Source organism: Mucilaginibacter aquariorum, assembly GCF_024498135.1.
GTDB classification, from domain to species: domain Bacteria; phylum Bacteroidota; class Bacteroidia; order Sphingobacteriales; family Sphingobacteriaceae; genus Mucilaginibacter; species Mucilaginibacter aquariorum.
The window spans coordinates 130,986-148,293 of record NZ_JANHOH010000011.1; the positions used below are offsets into that span (position 1 = coordinate 130,986).

A 17,308-nucleotide genomic window follows, 5' to 3' on the forward strand; every position below is an offset into this window, starting at 1 on the left:
CTTTAATAGCAGGCTATTTATCCTGGCAAAAGGCAGTAATTGCCGGCCTGTGGATCTGTATTGTACGCTATTTCAGCGACAACTCCCTAAATAATGGGTTTTTCTTTATTTACGGCCGCCTGAAGAAATTGTACAACCTTATCAGCCCGAGGTTCCGGAAGTAAAAATTCCATGCAGGTGGCCGCCAGATCCCGATCATTGAAAACGGCCCCGAAGCTGTACAGCGTACCCTCATAAAAAAGCGCCATTCTATGCCTGATAGATATGGCGCTTTCTTAGTTTTTAAATCAGTTTGTGTTTTTTTGAGTTCTCTCCGCGATGAGCAGGCTATTTGCAATTTTCATCAACAAAAAAGCCAGAGCTGTAGGCCCTGGCTATATTTTCCAAGCTATATATACCTGTTAAAAAGGCAATAGCGATATCCGGAATTCACCGTAGGGAACTGATTTACCGGTCGTTTTAACAAACGCGTCATCGTAACGGCTGCCTTTGGCTATGGTTCTGGCCGAGGCGATGCTATTGATCCCACCGCTAACACCTATTACAACACATTTGCCCAGCAGGTACTCAAATCCCGGTCCGGTTTTAAACTCAATGGTATTGTGGCTGAACCGTTTGGGCAAAGTGGGATCACCGGATGTATAAAACGATGCATAAGTGTTGGCAGCCGAGCCTACATAAATCCAGGCCTTAGGGGATAGCGCTTGTTTCAGCGATGCTCCCTGTGGCAGGCCTATTATCAACTGCAAGCCGCTGCTGTTTAATTTGCGGAAATAATTAATTACAGGCAAAACCGGAACAGGTGCTGAAGGATCGATCTGTACCAACGCACCTAACGATAAATACTCATCAGCCGTGCGCTTCAACGGAAAAACAACGCTGCCGTTAAAATTGAACCTTCTTACGGCACTCAGGTTATCAGATAACCCGGTAAATACGGCAGAATAAATTACAGGTGTATGAAAAATGGCACCCATTCTTGAAAAGTTGAGGGACAGGCCAAGGGTGCTTTTTGACATATTGCCGGTGTTGACACGCGGGGCAGCCAACTGGTTGTCGGCTTCCCGGATATCAAAGAACTGTTCATTATGATAGATAGTAGCGCCAATCACATTACCGTTCCAACTGCTGATGGGTACGGAAAAGGAAGAGCTGATCCGGGCGGTACGCACCTTTCCGCTGGAAAAATCCTTGCCGTTCAATTTTGAGTCAAAATGCCCCGAACCGAACAGGTCGGCGGTAACCGAAGCCTGCCGGAGCGAAGGATAACGAAGCGCCTGTTCCTGAGATTCGCTGCGAAGGGTATCGGCAGGGTGCAGACTGGACATGCTGAACATGTTTTGAGCATAGGTACCGGTGCTGCAAAAAAGCATACCGATCACTATAAATTTAATTTTCATAGATTTAGTAGGATGATAAACAGGATAAGATTACCGCTTGCTTTTAAGCTTTAAGCCGCAGCGTTTGCTTCTTTAATGGTTTTACCTAAACGGAAGGCGGCTAACGCGAAATAGAATGCGCCGAAAGCAGAATAACCTGCCAGGGAAGCCACTCCTTGATTTGGCGTATGTGCAGTAGCGATGATGAACACACCGGCTAATATTGATTGTGCGCCGCTGATGATCATTGGCCATTGGCCTTCAAAATATTTACGGCGGCGAAGGCCTAATATAAACTGGATAAGCCCGGTAAGGGATGCCCAGACTCCAAATACCATCAACGCTCCCGGAATGCCGCTTTGCAAGGCAATGATCACTGCAATGGTTGTAAGGATGCTGATGCCGGCGTTAACATATTGAGGAGTTTTATTGGCGGTAGGCGGATTGGCATTGATATCAAAAAATGTGGCCACGGCATCCCATGCCGGGTAAATAATAAACAGGATGGTTGCCAGGGTATTGTTTGTTTTTCCTAAAGTTACTACAAGGGTAATCCACAATACCGAAAATGCTACACGTGTAAAGTATAATTTGCGTAATGATCGGACAGTTTCAGCAGCCTGGGTGGAAACGCCGAAATTGGATTGATTTAATGATGTCATGATATGTTGTTTTTAATGTTTGTGTGATCAAAATTAGCCCCTCAAACGCTGGTGATTTTTAACTTAAGTTAATATTAGCGAAAGAAGACATTAGGATTACTTCTTACTATCTGGCTCAAAGTCAAGGGATACGGAGTTCATGCAGAAACGCTTATGGGTGGGCGGCGGGCCATCGTCAAAAATATGACCCAGGTGCGATTCACAGCGCCCGCACAGTACTTCGGTGCGGTGCATTCCGTACGAATTATCAACATGATAAAGCACAGCTGTTTTGCGGCTGGGCTCGTAGAAGCTTGGCCAGCCGCAACTGCTGGCAAATTTGACATCCGACCTGAACAGCAGGTTGCCGCAAACAGCGCAATAATAGGTTCCACGGGTTGTACTTTTCCAATATTTTCCAGTAAATGGTCGCTCGGTATCTTTCTCACGTGCAACCGCATACAGATCTGCCGGGAGTACTTTTTTCCATTCTGCGTTGCTGACGGTTACTTTGCCCGTATCTGTGTTGGAGTACCATGGATTCTGCTCGTGTCCGCGGGCAGATTTTTCATTCTGGGCAAAACTACGGAAGCTGGTCAGCATCAGCAGGCCGCAATAAATCAGGATCTTTTTCATTATTTAAGTTTGTCTTTAAAAATGTGTTTGAACTTTTCCAGTTGCGGTTGGATTACATAAAGGCAATAGCCCGCCTCCGGGTGATTTTTATAGTATGCCTGGTGGTATCTTTCTGCTTTGTAAAAAACCGTAAAACCTGTTACCTCCGTTACTATTGTTCGGGGATAGATCTTTTGTTCAGTCAGTCTCCGGATATAATACATGGCTTTTTCAGACTGTGCCTTGTTATGATAGAAAATAGCCGACCGGTATTGGGTACCCACGTCGTTGCCCTGCCGGTTGAGCTGTGTGGGATCGTGAGATAAAAAGAAGACTTCCAGCAACTCATCATAACTGATAACAGCGCTGTCGTAAACCACGTTACACGCTTCAGCATGACCTGTTGTTCCGGTGCAAACCTGCTCATAGTTCGGATCGACCACGTGGCCACCAGTGTAACCCGAAGTTACTCTTAGTACTCCTTTCAACTGTGAAAACTTGGCCTCGCCGCACCAGAAACAACCCGATGCAAAGGTTGCGGTATCCATACGGTTTGTTGCTTTACTTACACTATACCTTTCCTTTGTAAGTGTACACGCAAAGGCTGAAACACCTAAAGCCAGCAATAAAACGGATAACAAAATTGCTCTTTTCATTTGCTTATTTATTTAAAGCCGCTTTACTATCAGTAGCTTCCTGCGCAAATTGCATCAGTCCGTTAGCGTCCACAAAGCCGGTATGATTGGCCAACACCTTACCGTTTTCATCAACGATAAGCAATGTAGGCAAGCCCTCCACCTGCCTTGTTTTAGCCAGTTGCACACCGTCTCCCTTTTCTACATCTACGCTGTAATTAATAAAATGCTGATTGAAGTAGGCGGATGCTTTGGCATCCTTGAAAGTAGTTTTCCGAAGTTGCTTGCAAGGCGCACACCACGTTGCATAAGCGTCTACAAAAACCTGCTTGTGACTTGCCTTGGCCTTTGCCAATACCTGTTTATAGGATTGCTGACTAAATTTTATTTCCTGCGTTATTTCTTTTTTCTGCGCTGAAACATATGAAGCGTAAAAACCTGATAGTATTACTATGCCCAGGGCAATGAGCTGGGATTTGAACAATTGATTTTTCATATATGATTGGTTAATTAAAGTTTTGAGTTGATGATGTTCTTTTTGCCGCGTTGATGCCCTGATCTAAAAAATTGGTGTAAGCTTTAATATCCAGGTCAAAAGCGCGGGGTTCTGCGGCGGGCTTTCCGTCAGGAGCCAGCACCACATAAAAGGGCTGGGCGTTGGTATTATACTGTGCTTCCTGAAGGTCACTCCATTTTTGCCCCAGCGTATTGATGGCTTTAGCCGAAACTTTAGAAGTATACTTTTCTGATTCGCTGAGTGCAGTTCTGTCATCCACATAAAGGGATATGAGTACATAATCATTTTTGATCCGTTTCAGCACTTCAGGATCTGACCATACCGAGGCCTCCATTTTTCGGCAGTTGGTACAGCTCCAGCCCGTAAAATCAAGCAACACCGGCTTATTGATCTTTTTTGCATAGGCCAGCCCCTCCTCGTAATCGTAAAACGCGTCGATATTATCAGGAGCATGAAAAAGGCCCGCGTATTTATGCCCGGTTGAGGGCGCCGTCCCGGGTGCGTTTCCGGAACCTGTAAGTGCAAATTGTTGCGTGCTTTGTGGTGGCAGCCATCCGCTGATGCCCTTAAGCGGCGCGCCGAACAGGCCGGGAACAAGGTAAAGGGTAAATACCAGCGTTACCATGGCCAGCAATAACCTGAACAGCGGTATGGAGGTAACCTCCGTATCGTGGCTGAGCCTGATTTTACCCAAAAGATAAAATGCAAGCACACCAAAAATGATGATCCAGATCACCAGGAATAGGTCGCGGCTAAGCAGGCCCCAGTGATAGGCCAGGTCAACGTTGGTCAGGTATTTGAAAGCAAGCGCTAATTCCAGCAAGCCAAGTACAATTTTAACAGAATTGAGCCAGCCGCCTGATTTTGGCAAAGCTTTCAGCCACGATGGAAATATGGCAAAAGCGGTGAAGGGCAACGCCAGGGCCAGGGAGAAACCGAACATGCCAAGTGCGGGCCCAAGGTAAGTGCCTTTACTTACCGCCTCAACCAAGAGCGTCCCGATTAGTGGCCCGGTACAGGAAAATGATACCAGTGCGAGGGTAAATGCCATGAAAAACAAACCGATCCATCCACCACCTTCTGATTTTTGATCCATTTTGTTAACGAAAAATGAAGGCAGCGTGATCTCGAAAGCGCCTAAAAAGGATAGCGCAAAAACGACCAGGATGACAAAAAACAGCAAGTTGAATGCGGCACTACTCGCTGCTTCGTTCAGCGCCGACGCGCCAAAAATTGCGGTGATCAGCAGGCCAAGGCCCACATAAATAGCGATGATGGATAATCCATAGATGACAGCGGTCTTGATACCCTGTGAACGGGTACCCGATCTTTTGGTAAAAAACGATACGGTAAGCGGCACCATAGGGTAAATACAAGGAAGAAAGAATGCTGCCAGCCCGCCAACAAAACCAGCCAGAAAAATAGCCAAAAGTGCATGATCACTGTTTGACGGAGCTTTTACGCTGGGGGATTTTAAAGTATGCTGGCCGATATGGTTAGCTTGCACAGAATGGCTGCCCGGTTGCTGCACCACTGTGCTGTTAACCGGAATATCAAAACTAACATCGCTCGGGGGCAAGCATTTTTGACCGCTGCAAACCATGTAGTTTAGAGAACCGGTTAAATGTGCAGCCGGATCTTTGGTGTATACGATTTGCGTAAACATTACCTGGTGTTCATGATACCGTATGATCATTTGAAAAGACTGGTCAAAACCGCTTAACGCTTCCGGCTTTTCGGTCACCTTATCTACCAGTGCCAGTCCGGATGTTTTGTCAAATTTAAAAGTTGTGGGAACCGGTCCGCCGCTTTTCAGGAATTGCGAATACAAATGCCATCCCTTATCAATATCGGCGGTAAAGGAGACCGCGTATTTGTTCTGATCCAGTTTGGTGGAAGCAAACTTCCAGTGTACGGGGGTATCTATCTTTGCGAAAGCCTGTAGTGTAAACAGGCAAAGCCATAGTAAAATTAATTTTTTCATTGTGTGATGTTTTTAAGGACGGTGCTGCCGCCGCTACAAAATTGCCGAAGGCTAACCGGCATAATTTTCACTATAGTTAATGTGGTTGTAATCAAACGGTCAAAAAAAAAAGCCGCTACATTACTGTAAGCGGCTTTACACTCAATCAAAAACACATATCACTTGCTGGTCAGATAGCTAAGAACCTGTTTAGAGTGTTCATCTCCTTTCATAAAATCCCTGAAGCTATAAGCTACATTTCCATCCAGGCCGATCACAAATGTTTCGCGGCCGCTGATCTTCATTTCACCGATGGCTTGTTCCTTTACACCGTACGAGTTTAACACTTTATTGTCAGGATCACTCAGCAAAGTGAAAGGCAAGTGCTCTTTAGTTGCAAAAGCTTTGTGGCTGGCAACGGTGCCATTATTGATCCCGATCACCAACGCGTTTGCATCATTGTATTTGGCGTAAGCGTCACGAAACGCACAAGCTTCTTTAGTGCAAACCGGACTTTCATCCTTCGGATAGAAAAAAACCACAATTTTCTTTTTGCCGATATACTTGGCAAGTTTAAATGGTTTACCGTTCTGATCCCTCAGCGTAAAGCCTGGAGCTTTTTCACCTTGTTTCAATGTAGTGGCTTCTTGTGGGGCAGCATCCTGTGCTACTGCAGGATTAGCATTCAGGCCCACGAAAGCAGTTAACGCAATCAGGCCGATCCATAGTTTTGATTTCAAGTTTGTTTTCATACTATTTCAATAAATTTTAAATGATTTATGAAGCTAAGGTCAGCGGAGTTGCGGGTTTGAATTTTCACTTAAGTTAAAATAGCAGGATTAAATATTCATTGCCTTTCGGCTCAACACGTATAAGGATCCATTATAACATTCAAATGACTTTACGGCTATGCCCATGAGTGCTGCAAACCGTGCAAAAAAGCTATTGATCATCATTCCGGTATTTTCCCGGGAATCAAGGTTAAAGGAGTAAAGTGATTTGATCCGCCACAGTTATCGTTTTGGCTACAACATACTCCGATTTTGTCACAAGGATGGCTTTCCAATGTATGAGTTTTGCATTTCAAACTTTAAATAATCAGAAATGACCAAAACAATTTTTATCACCGGTGCATCAGCAGGTATAGGAAAGGCTACCGCCAAATATTTTGCAAATAAGGGTTGGAATGTTATTGCAACTATGCGTAAGCCGGAAAATGAGAAAGAATTAAATCTATTGAAAAACGTGACTTTACTTCCGCTGGATGTGACAAATATCCGGCAGATTACCGAAACCGTGGAAAAAGCGCTGGCGTTAGGTGATATAGATGTTGTATTCAATAATGCAGGTTATGCTTTACTCGGAGTGCTGGAAGCCATAACAGATGAACAATTGGTTGCGCAGATGGAAACCAACTTTCTGGGGGTAGTTCGTGTAACACAGGCATTCATTCCATACTTCAGAAAAAGACAGTCGGGGCTTTTTATTACCACAGGTTCTTCAGCAGGCTTGATGGGATTTCCGGTAAGCTCGATGTATGATGCCAGCAAATGGGCACTGGAAGGTTGGAGCGAAAGCCTTTCTTATGAATTAGCTGAGTTTGGCATTGGCATCAAAACAATCGAGCCGGGCCTGGTAGCAACCGAGATCGGTGATCGATCGGTAATCGTTCCTCACCCGGCTTATGAAACCATAATGAACAAATTCATGGCAGCTATCATGCATGGCGATAACGTTACAACTGCAGAACAGATCGCGGCCGTTGTTTACGGAGCCGCCACCGATGGCCAGGACACCTTACGATACGTTTGTGGTGAGGATGCAAAAGACTTGTATGCACGGCGCCTTGCGGGTGGTGATGAAGCTTTCAGGGCAACCATTAAACAAATGCTTGCCTTATAAGTGCCCATTATAAATTTACATTGCCGGTAGATATCTTTAGGCATATTTACCGGCATTAATGATCAATAACTATCCATGGAAAACAGAAATAAGCTCAGGATATTTGATTCTATCCCAGAGATGCAGCGTGTTTTCGGTATACCGCGGCCATTGCATCCCTTGATCAGCATGCTGGATTATAGTAAAATAAAAATAACCAGGGAGATGCTGGCAGATCCTTTTGTGATGAATTTTTACAATATCACTTATAACGAATCGGCGGGTTGCAGGATGCGATACGGACAAACTACTTACGATTTCGAGGAAGGGGGCATGTTCTTTACCTCGCCCGGGCAACCACTAACTGCCATAGCAACGGCCGACTCCAGTTTGGGTTTTACCTTACTGATCCATCCCGACTTTTTGCGTCAATATCCGCTGGATACAAAAATCAAACATTACGGTTTTTTTTCGTACTCAGTGAATGAATCGCTACACTTGTCGGCTAAAGAAAGCGCCATCATCAACGGAATTGCTAAAAATATCGACGACGAGCTGGAAACCGCGATTGACGATATCAGTCAGGATGTATTAATATCACAGATTGAGTTACTTTTAAATTATAGTCAGCGTTTTTATAAGCGGCAGTTCATTACCCGCAAGCCTATCAATAACGCCATGCTGGCAAAACTTGACAGCATATTAGATACTTATTTCCATGATAAAACGGCGTTGAACCAAGGTTTACCGACTGTTCAATTCCTTGCAGATCAACTCAATATATCACCGAAATATTTAGGCGATATGCTCAGGACGCTAACCGGGCACAATACTCAACAACACATACATATTAAGCTGATTGAGAAAGCCAAAGAGGTATTGACAATCAGCGAGCTTACGGTTGGTGAAATTGCTTTTCAGCTCGGTTTCGAGCACCCGCAGTCGTTTAGCAAATTCTTCAAATCAAAAACCAATCTTTCGCCTTTAGAATTCAGAGCGCATTTTAATTAAGTATTGCTTCAAATAACTCTCAATGCCAAATCGGATACGGTAGGCTATCTTCAACCTTCGATATCTATAACACAATTAATTCCTGAATGCCGAAGTATCGTTCAAAAAGGCTGTATCATAATTTATTTTGGAACGATAGGTTTTTTATTTTTACATTTGCTGTATGCCAAGGAACAAAGAGTTTGACTATCAAGATAAGCTAAAAGTAGCCCGTGATCTTTTTTGGAAAAAGGGTTACCAGGCAACGACCATGAACGATCTTGTGGACGCATTAGCTATAAACAGGAGTAGCATTTACGACAGCTTTGGCAATAAGCATGACCTTTTTTTGAAGTGCCTGCATGATTATATTCAGGAAATAGAATTAAACTACCAGGATTCCGCCAATAAAGGAGGGTCCGCACTTGAGTCGGCAATTATTATTATCAAGGATGTTGTTAAGACTATTTTAATTGATACCAAAACGTGTTTAGCGATCAACTCAACTTTTGAACTTTCCCGTATTGACGAAGATGTAAACCGAATGCTTAAGCAACAAGCCAATAATTCCATAAAGCTTTTTGAGGACCTATTCCTCAAGGCTCAACAAGAAGGAGACCTTTCTGCCGGGAAGGATCCCAATTTGCTGGCTTATTTTGTAGTTACCAGTTTCGCATCGCTATGGAATGCCGATCTTCTTTTTAACGATAAAAAACGATTATATCAATTGACTGATTTTTTGATCAGTGTAATTAAAGCTTAATTTTTTTTACCTATTTTGGAACGATAGGTTGGTTATAATATAAATATGACACAGTTTCTTAACGATATAGATTTATCAAGTTTTAAAAATCACAAAATGGAAAGAAATATTGCTGACCCTCGCCGCTGGATGGCGCTGGCTGTATTGCTGACGGGTACATTATTGCCGCCGCTGGATTTCTTTATTGTTAATGTAGCACTGCCTGCTATCCGTAAGGATCTCCACGCATCACCGGCCGATTCCCAATTGGTGGTATCCGTATATGCTGCTGCTTACGCCGTAACATTGATACTGGGTGGCAGGTTAGGGGACATATACGGCAGAAAGAGGGTGTTCATTTTTGGAATGCTCGGCTTCGGAATTGCATCTGCCTTATGCGGTTTTGCACCGTCGCCGGCTGTATTAGTAGCCGGCAGATTGTTACAAGGTGTGGCGGCAGCCATCATGGGTCCGCAATCGCTGGCATCTATTCATGCTATTTTTCCCGCGGAAGAAAAAAATCGTGCACTTAGCTTTTATGGGGCGACTTTCGGACTGGCCTCTGTGGCCGGACAGTTGCTGGGGGGCGTGCTGGTATCAGCTAACCTGTTTGGTCTGGGCTGGCGAAGTGTATTCCTCATCAATTTGCCGGTTATCGTTCTTGCACTACCGGCCGCCTCCCTTTTATTAAGGGAAAATCGTGCTGAAAAGTCTGAGGTTTTAGACATTCCGGGTGCCATATTCCTCGCTACCGGACTGTTGTCCTTCGTGCTTCCGCTTATCGAGGGGCGCGAAAATCACTGGCCATGGTGGTGCATAATCCTTCTGATAACAAGTATACCTTTGCTAATAGCATTCTGGCGTTACGAAAAGGAGAAGGAATTAAGAGGTGCCTCGCCATTGGTCTATCCATCCTTATTCATGAAAAGCGGATTGCGAAAGAATTTGGCCGCAGCCTTCTTTTTTTATGCCCTGGCCTCTTTCTTCCTGATCTTTGCTGTATATGAGCAAGGTGCCCTGGGTCACGACACGCTGGCGACAGGTTTAGCCATTTTGCCGCTGGGAGTCGGTTTCTTTCTTGGTCCATGGTGCAGCTCTTATGTAGTTAGCCGACTTGGTTCCCGCACAGCAGCCTTCGGAATGATCCTTGAAGTCACCGGACTGATCTTCGCTGCTATCCTTTCCCTAAACGATGGCATGTCCTATCTTTTTCTACCGCTCTTTATTATAGGGCTCGGACAAGGGATTGCCGTACCGGCACTGGTGCGCCTGAACGTCGACCAGGTCGATCCACGCTTTTCAGGGCTGGCGGCAGGTCTGGTAACTGCCACTTTTCAAATAAGCGCTGCTGTTTTCGTTGCGTTGATTGGGGGGCTTTTCTTTACACTTGCGCCAGATGGCGCGAGCGCAGCAGAAATTCAGTTTAGCTTTGGTATAGCTTCTTCAGCTATAGCACTTTCTTTAGTAGTGGCAGCGATGCTATGCTGGAAACGATAGTGTAGAAATAATATAGCGCCAGGATTCTATATCTCAAATGAAAATCATCTAATACAATTATCATTACAATAGATGGAATCGCTCATCGTCAAGAAGCAGGCGCCAGGAGGATGAAATTGCTGTTTATCAAGTGAAAGATGGAAAAATCGTTTTTGAACAATTTTCCTTTAACTCCTAAAGCGCTTGGACTAATTTTTAATTAAATAAATGCGATTGAAAAATCATAATATGACCCAAAAAGAAAACCCATCAATATCAAATTACTTTAAAACACCTGGAAAATACCAAAGGTGAAACTGTGGATAATAAACCGTTGGAATTTTAGCAGCCATTACTGGAAATTCCGAAAGCCGTGACCACCTCTTTCTGAAATGGCAAACGAATCGCTCCGCCAGCAAAACATCTTATTGCCGACGGGCATCGAAGTCTTAGTTTGGTTTACGGCCATCATTAGATTCCCGGAACTGCTTAGTCGTTTGCTGAGAACGTTGCCCTGGCGTACCATTTGACCCAAATCGGTTACACCTTTCCAGAGTTCGGTTACAATTCTGACACCGCGTTTACGGAACTTTGTACCATGGAAAACAAAACAATAAGACGCTTGGCCCTGGTTACCGGGGCTAACCAGGGCGTAGGCCTGGAAGTCGTCAAAAAATTAGTGGCGGCAGGTCATACCATATTATTGGGTTCGCGCGACTTGGCTGGAAAAAACATTTTGATTGACCCCTCTTCGCCAATTTTGTCTGCATTACTAACTACTTGGTTACAATATATAGAAAGGGGTCAAAGTAAAATCGGCCGACAGGGGTCAATATATTGTGGTTTATCCAGTCAATACAATGTAGAGTATCCGCAAAATCCTTTTTTATGTATATTGTCAATTAAATCTATGTAAATTATAAATTCATGCCATGTAAATTGTAAGTTTGTCTGTAATTTTATAAGAATGAGCAAATTTATACAAAGACAAATAGCATCTATTATTAAGGCCCAACAAACAAAATTTCCTGTTTTAGCTGTTACTGGTCCCCGCCAATCAGGTAAGACAACCTTGTTAAAAGAGCTTTTTAGTGATTACCGTTACGTAACATTGGAAAATCCAAATACACGCTCATTCGCATTAGAAGATCCTATTGCTTTTTTGAATCAATATGATCAGAAAGTTATTTTGGATGAGGTGCAGCGGGCTCCTGCTTTATTCTCTTATATACAGAGCAGGGTTGATGAATCCAGAATAATGGGACAATACATTCTATTGGGCTCACAAAATTTTCACTTATTAAATAGTATTACTCAGACCCTGGCTGGCAGGGTAGCCCTATTCAAATTACTCCCTTTGGACTTTACCGAATTAAAGCGCAGTGGCTTATTAGCAGATTCCTATACCCAAACCTGCATTAAGGGTTTCTATCCGGCTATCTTCGATCGGGATATTGACCCTGTTGTTTTTTACGCCAATTACATTCAAACCTATATAGAAAAAGATGTAACAGAATTAATGAATATCAGGGATTTGAAACTTTTTCGAATATTCTTAGGTTTGTGTGCGGGGCGTGCAGGGCAATTGTTAAATTTCAGCGCTTTAGCTAATGAATGTGACATTTCCCATAACACAGCCAAAGCATGGTTATCTATACTCGAAAGCAGTTACATTATATTTCTTTTACAGCCTTATCATCAAAATTTCAATAAGCGTTTGATCAAAAGCCCTAAATTATATTTTTATGATACCGGATTGTTGAATCATTTGTTAGGAATTAGAGCACCTGAAGAACTGGAAGAGAATAGATTGAAAGGGCACATATTTGAGAATATGATACTGGCTGAATATCAAAAAAAGAATCATCACTTATACCTGCATCAAGATTATTATTTCTGGCAGGATAGTAATGCCCATGTGGTTGATCTACTGATGACAAAAGGGCAAGACTTTTCCATTTATGAGATCAAGGCAACTCAAACCATTAGTCCCGGTTTATTTAAAGAAATGGATCGTTTTGAAGGAATTGCTGCTCCAGCCGAAGTAAATAAAACACTGATCTATGGTGGCGCTGAAAATGAAAAAAGAACAAAGTATAATGTGCTCAGCTGGAAAAATGTTTCAGAATAAAGAACATTTTAATTAGGCGTTAAGCTGCATTATTAACTTGATCTTCCAAATTGGAACAGCAAGTTAATGCCGTTATAAAAAATAATAACTACCTGTCTTTACCTGTAAATTTAAAACCAATGGGTTCATGTGGTGAGTTGTTTTAAAGGTCGCATAATATGGTCTTTTTGTCACGTTACAATTGTTAGGGTCTTCAATATTTTGTATCTTCGTAAAGTAAGATTTGCAAATAAAAATAATCTGCATCAAAAAATGGTTGGTAATTCGGTGCGTAGCCAATTTTAAACCATATAAAATATTGTAAGCCAATTGGTTAAGAATCGTGTTCGATTCCCCTACGGGCTACGAACCCTCCGGCAAAAACCGGAGGGTTTTTGCTTTAATTTGATTTCGAGTTGGTAGCCGCTTCAAGCAGAATACTCCCCCCTAAAACAAAACGCCCTATGTTCGATCACGTTAAAGCAAAACCCGTTTATCAACGCATAACTTTTTATATCTCAATATGTTGTAAATTTGGAACAGCCTTTGGGCCATTTGAATAACTTGAATCCAGATATATTCCATATTAATCTGTACCATGTAGCCGCCATGGCAACTCTGTTTTCGGGGTTTACTCTTGCGCTGCTTTTAGCATTTGCAAAAAGGGAAAGCCAAACAGCCAACCTGTTTTTAAGTGCTGCTTTAACTGTAATTGTACTGAAGACCGGTGGGCTTTCGCCCCTTTTTTTACCCGCGCTGGGGCCGCTGTTGTATTTTTATGTACGACAGCTAACATCTCCAAACCTAAAATTTGGCCGAAAGGATGTTCTGCATTTTTGTCCTTTGCTGGTTGCGTATTGGATGCCTGACTGGCTGGTGCTAATTTCGGTTATCACCTATTTGTACCTCTCGCACCGGTTGATACAGCATTTTTATAACCGCTTGCAGCCGGTGCTAATGGATAGGCCACGCTTTGCTTTCCGCCGGTTGGATAAGACCTTGCATTTGCTCGCTTTCCTTTGCATATTATGGCTGTTTAATGATGTCTGGAGTTTTACTGTTGCTTTTGTACTTATTGGCGTAGCCGCCGAAGTAATGCTAAAATTGGATAGCAGCACACAACTGGCCACGCCGATAACAGATAGATATGATGCAAAGGAAAAAAGCCGAAGGCTAAAGGAAGCTGTAGCCGCAAACCGTTTTTATGAGGATGCCGAACTGACATTGACCTCCCTGGCAGTAAAACTTAATATCCATCCGCACGATTTATCGCGGATTGTAAATGTGGGGATGGGAAAGAACTTCAGCGATTTTATTAACGAGTTCAGGGTTCGTGAAACTGCCCGGAAGATGCGGGACCCGGCTCAGGCCCATCTCAAACTGCTGGGAATCGCCTATGAGTCGGGTTTTAATTCCCAAAGAACTTTCAACCGTGTTTTCAAAGAGATGACCGGCAAAACCCCGGTTGAATACAAGAACGGCCTGAAAAAAGAGTTGCCAAATGATAAGTTGGCCATCCCATCACACGAACCGTTGGTAATATTGCGTTCGGGAAGCCCACCAGGTTGGGTTTCTGTAAAATTAAATCGCAATTATATGTTTAGAAGTTATTTAAAAATAGCCTGGCGCAACCTTATCAAAAATAAAGTATTGTCGTTTATTAATATCGGCGGCCTTGCAGTGGGCATGACAGTGGTAACGCTGATCTGTTTGTGGGTTTTGGATGAAGTATCATTTAATAAGTATCACGATAATTACCGCCATATAGCCCAGGTAATGCAAAATGTGACCATTAATGGCGAAGTGAAAACCTCATTCCATGAACCGTACCCCTTGGCGGCCGAGTTACGAAAAAGTTATGGCAGGGATTTTAAGTCTGTAGCCATGTCGACACTCCCGAGAGATTATATACTGGCTTTAGGCGACAAAAAACTGACTGAATCAGGTTGCTTTATGGAGGCCGGTGGGCCGGACCTGTTCACATTACATATGCTTGAAGGCAGAGGCGATGCTATAAAAGATCCATCGTCGATATTAATATCCGCGGCTACAGCGAAGGCGTTTTTCGGCAATGAGGACCCTATGGGTAAAGTATTGCAGTTAAAATTGAGGTGGAACGGTTTAGATAATCTAAAAATAGCCGGCGTTTATGCAGATCTTCCCGAAAATACCGCGCTTGCCGGCATGGCTTTTATTGGTTCATGGGCTCACTATGAACCAGGCTTGAGCGGAATGAGGGAGCCATGGGGTCCGGGCGTTGTTAACCTATATGTTCAACTGGCTCACAATGCCAACCCTGACAAAGTATCTTTAAAGATCAAAGATGAAATGCTCCGGCATTTAAAACCGGGTGCAGCTTCAGCAAAACCGGCCTTGTTTCTGCACCCAATGAGTAAATGGCATTTGTACAGCGAGTTTAAGGATGGAAAAAATATTGGCGGCGCAATAAAGTATGTGTGGCTTTTTGGTATTATAGGTGTGTTTGTACTGCTGCTGGCCTGTATTAACTTCATGAACTTAAGTACAGCCCGGTCTGAGAAACGCGCGCGCGAAGTAGGTATCCGCAAGGCAATTGGTTCATCGCGCAGCCAATTGATATACCAGTTTTATGGTGAATCGTTACTTTGTGTATTACTGGCATTGTTAGCAGCCTTACTACTGGCAAGATTAAGTATCCCGGCCTTCAATCAGCTGGCAGGTAAACAGATAGTTATTCCGTGGAATAGCCTGGCGTTTTGGCTGACCGGCATTGGCCTTAGTTTGGTCACTGCTATTATCTCCGGCAGTTACCCGGCGCTCTACCTATCGTCATTTAAGCCTGTGAAGGTTTTAAAGGGGGCGTTTCGGGTGGGACGGCTGGCTGCGGCGCCGCGTAAAGTACTGGTGGTAGTTCAGTTTACAGTTTCTATTGTGCTGATCATCGGTACCGTTGTAGTTATTAGGCAGATACTTTTTGCCAAAGACCGCCCTATAGGTTACAGCCAGGATGGATTGGTTACTATACCCGTCAGAAGTACAGAACTCCACCAACATTTTGATGCGATAAAACACGCCCTTACAAGCAATGGCACAATAACTGAAATGGCCGAAGCAGATGCTCCGCCTAACAAAGTCCCCGGTACTACTGACGGCGTCGCATGGCCCGGAAAAGATCCTAATCTGAGTGCCGATTTCGGTCAGGAGAATATTTCATACGATTACGGTAAAACCATTGGCTTGGAGTTTAGCGCAGGCCGGGATTTCTCACCCTCCTTCCTTTCCGATTCGGCAGCGGTGATCATCAACCAGGCAGCAGCTGATTTTATGACCATGAAAAAACCGACAGAAAATTACATAACCTTTTATGGCCAACAGTTTAAGATCATAGGCGTAACTAAAGACATCATTAACCGTTCACCTTATGATCAGGTGCAACCTATGGTTTATTTTTTGGCGAAATGGCCAGGAGGCTGTTTACTGCTAAAGATAAACCCGGAAATGAGTGCAGGTAAAGCTATTCGCAATATAGCTTCGGTATTAAAAACCGAGAATCCTGAACAGCCATTTGAGTACCGCTTCGTTGACCAGGAATACGCCAAAGAATTCGGCGATGAAGAACGTATAGGTAAGTTGGCTACTGTCTTCGCCGGGCTCGCTATATTTATCAGCTGTCTCGGGCTGTTTGGCATGGCATCATTCGTGGCCGAACAGCGTGTTAAGGAAATAGGTGTACGTAAGATGCTTGGCGCTTCTGTATTTGCCCTGTGGCAATTGCTATCGAAAGACTTTGCCATACTGGTGTTTATTTCAATAATTATAGCATCGCCTGTAGCTTATTATTTTATGCATAATTGGCTGCGTAATTATCAATATCACACCGATGTAGCATGGTGGATATTTATCGTTACAGCTATTGGCGCTATAGCAATCACATTGATAACGGTAAGCTTCCAGTCCATCAAAGCCGCGTTGGCAAACCCGATAAAAAGTTTGAAGGCAGAATAACAAGCTGTGTATGCCGACTTTTTTATTTACACCTAAAGCAAGCCTTTATCAAAGTTATAACCAACACGATATCTGTAAAGTAAAAACAAGCGTCAGCGATTCGAAGACTATTTATAAACCACTATAAATTAATATTTTATATCCATCAAGGTTCGGCTAATAATCTTAAATCTTCTATAAAGCGGTTCAATATTCTTCCCCTACGGGCTACGAAGCCGCTTTACGAAAGTAGAGCGGCTTTTTTGTTTCCTCTGTCCCGTCCTGAAATAAGTTGACAGCTAAGTTGACTTAATATGAAAAAACAGGAAAACAGTATCACAAGGCGCAGTCAGCGCGATTACAGTCTTGCCTTTAAATTGCAGGTTGTTCAGCAAG

The 17,308-nt window shown here is 43.5% G+C and carries 14 protein-coding genes and 1 pseudogene; 8 read left to right on the forward strand and 7 right to left on the reverse strand.

Annotated elements, in window-relative coordinates; genetic code table 11:
* Positions 1-401: 401 nt before the first annotated feature.
* The 7 genes from NPE20_RS24285 to NPE20_RS24315 all read right to left on the reverse strand — a co-directional run bounded on the left by NPE20_RS24285 (position 402) and on the right by NPE20_RS24315 (position 6,502).
* On the reverse strand, positions 402-1,400 hold the full coding sequence (locus NPE20_RS24285) for a hypothetical protein (protein WP_256541301.1): 999 nt from the start codon (positions 1,398-1,400) through the stop codon (positions 402-404).
* A gap of 50 nt (positions 1,401-1,450) precedes the next feature.
* A complete protein-coding gene (locus NPE20_RS24290) occupies positions 1,451-2,041 on the reverse strand; it encodes a DUF308 domain-containing protein (protein ID WP_256541302.1) in 591 nt (196 codons plus the stop codon).
* Positions 2,042-2,137: 96 nt separating this feature from the next.
* Positions 2,138-2,656: a peptide-methionine (R)-S-oxide reductase MsrB gene (gene msrB, locus NPE20_RS24295; RefSeq protein ID WP_256541303.1), complete on the reverse strand. Its 519-nt coding sequence runs from the start codon at positions 2,654-2,656 to the stop codon at positions 2,138-2,140.
* Positions 2,656-3,291, reverse strand: a complete 636-nt coding sequence (gene msrA, locus NPE20_RS24300; RefSeq protein ID WP_256541304.1) for a peptide-methionine (S)-S-oxide reductase MsrA — start codon at positions 3,289-3,291, stop codon at positions 2,656-2,658. Before msrA ends, msrB begins: the two co-directional genes overlap by 1 nt.
* A 4-nt stretch (positions 3,292-3,295) precedes the next feature.
* The gene (locus NPE20_RS24305; protein WP_256541305.1) at positions 3,296-3,766 is read right to left on the reverse strand and encodes a thioredoxin family protein; all 471 of its coding nucleotides are present in this window, start codon (positions 3,764-3,766) and stop codon (positions 3,296-3,298) included.
* Positions 3,767-3,776: 10 nt separating this feature from the next.
* A complete protein-coding gene (locus tag NPE20_RS24310) occupies positions 3,777-5,771 on the reverse strand; it encodes a protein-disulfide reductase DsbD family protein (RefSeq protein WP_256541306.1) in 1,995 nt (664 codons plus the stop codon).
* 158 nt (positions 5,772-5,929) lie between these two features.
* The gene (locus tag NPE20_RS24315) at positions 5,930-6,502 is read right to left on the reverse strand and encodes a peroxiredoxin (protein WP_256541307.1); all 573 of its coding nucleotides are present in this window, start codon (positions 6,500-6,502) and stop codon (positions 5,930-5,932) included.
* A gap of 352 nt (positions 6,503-6,854) precedes the next feature.
* Here NPE20_RS24315 and NPE20_RS24320 point away from each other — a divergent pair, with 352 nt between their 5' ends.
* The 8 genes and pseudogenes from NPE20_RS24320 (at position 6,855) to NPE20_RS24350 (ending at position 16,933) form a co-directional block, all read left to right on the forward strand.
* Positions 6,855-7,652, forward strand: a complete 798-nt coding sequence (locus NPE20_RS24320; protein WP_256541308.1) for an SDR family oxidoreductase — start codon at positions 6,855-6,857, stop codon at positions 7,650-7,652.
* Between the two features lie 75 nt (positions 7,653-7,727).
* Positions 7,728-8,642 carry a helix-turn-helix domain-containing protein gene (locus NPE20_RS24325; RefSeq protein WP_256541309.1) on the forward strand — a complete coding sequence of 305 codons (915 nt, stop codon included), beginning with the start codon at positions 7,728-7,730 and terminating at the stop codon, positions 8,640-8,642.
* A 163-nt stretch (positions 8,643-8,805) separates the two neighbouring features.
* Complete coding sequence (locus NPE20_RS24330; protein WP_256541310.1) at positions 8,806-9,384, forward strand: TetR/AcrR family transcriptional regulator; 579 nt, start codon at positions 8,806-8,808, stop codon at positions 9,382-9,384.
* 45 nt (positions 9,385-9,429) lie between these two features.
* Positions 9,430-10,860, forward strand: coding sequence for an MFS transporter (locus tag NPE20_RS24335; RefSeq protein WP_256541311.1), 1,431 nt, complete (start codon positions 9,430-9,432; stop codon positions 10,858-10,860).
* A gap of 103 nt (positions 10,861-10,963) precedes the next feature.
* Positions 10,964-11,038 (forward strand): annotated as a pseudogene (locus NPE20_RS27030) (SnoaL-like domain-containing protein); the annotation flags it as partial.
* Between the two features lie 399 nt (positions 11,039-11,437).
* The gene (locus tag NPE20_RS24340; RefSeq protein ID WP_256541312.1) at positions 11,438-11,755 is read left to right on the forward strand and encodes a hypothetical protein; all 318 of its coding nucleotides are present in this window, start codon (positions 11,438-11,440) and stop codon (positions 11,753-11,755) included.
* A gap of 51 nt (positions 11,756-11,806) precedes the next feature.
* Complete coding sequence (locus NPE20_RS24345) at positions 11,807-12,970, forward strand: ATP-binding protein (protein WP_256541313.1); 1,164 nt, start codon at positions 11,807-11,809, stop codon at positions 12,968-12,970.
* A gap of 543 nt (positions 12,971-13,513) precedes the next feature.
* Complete coding sequence (locus NPE20_RS24350; RefSeq protein ID WP_256541314.1) at positions 13,514-16,933, forward strand: FtsX-like permease family protein; 3,420 nt, start codon at positions 13,514-13,516, stop codon at positions 16,931-16,933.
* Positions 16,934-17,308 lie beyond the last annotated feature (375 nt).

Bases quoted from the DNA above. Each gene is read 5' to 3' on its own strand.
- NPE20_RS24330 (WP_256541310.1), top strand. From the start codon at position 8,806: ATGCCAAGGAACAAAGAGTTTGACTATCAAGATAAGCTAAAAGTAGCC.
- NPE20_RS24285 (WP_256541301.1), bottom strand. From the start codon at position 1,400: ATGAAAATTAAATTTATAGTGATCGGTATGCTTTTTTGCAGCACCGGT.
- NPE20_RS24315 (WP_256541307.1), bottom strand. From the start codon at position 6,502: ATGAAAACAAACTTGAAATCAAAACTATGGATCGGCCTGATTGCGTTA.
- msrA (WP_256541304.1), bottom strand. From the start codon at position 3,291: ATGAAAAGAGCAATTTTGTTATCCGTTTTATTGCTGGCTTTAGGTGTT.
- NPE20_RS24305 (WP_256541305.1), bottom strand. From the start codon at position 3,766: ATGAAAAATCAATTGTTCAAATCCCAGCTCATTGCCCTGGGCATAGTA.
- msrB (WP_256541303.1), bottom strand. From the start codon at position 2,656: ATGAAAAAGATCCTGATTTATTGCGGCCTGCTGATGCTGACCAGCTTC.
- NPE20_RS24310 (WP_256541306.1), bottom strand. From the start codon at position 5,771: ATGAAAAAATTAATTTTACTATGGCTTTGCCTGTTTACACTACAGGCT.
- NPE20_RS24290 (WP_256541302.1), bottom strand. From the start codon at position 2,041: ATGACATCATTAAATCAATCCAATTTCGGCGTTTCCACCCAGGCTGCT.
- NPE20_RS24320 (WP_256541308.1), top strand. From the start codon at position 6,855: ATGACCAAAACAATTTTTATCACCGGTGCATCAGCAGGTATAGGAAAG.
- NPE20_RS24340 (WP_256541312.1), top strand. From the start codon at position 11,438: ATGGAAAACAAAACAATAAGACGCTTGGCCCTGGTTACCGGGGCTAAC.
- NPE20_RS24345 (WP_256541313.1), top strand. From the start codon at position 11,807: ATGAGCAAATTTATACAAAGACAAATAGCATCTATTATTAAGGCCCAA.
- NPE20_RS24325 (WP_256541309.1), top strand. From the start codon at position 7,728: ATGGAAAACAGAAATAAGCTCAGGATATTTGATTCTATCCCAGAGATG.
- NPE20_RS24335 (WP_256541311.1), top strand. From the start codon at position 9,430: ATGACACAGTTTCTTAACGATATAGATTTATCAAGTTTTAAAAATCAC.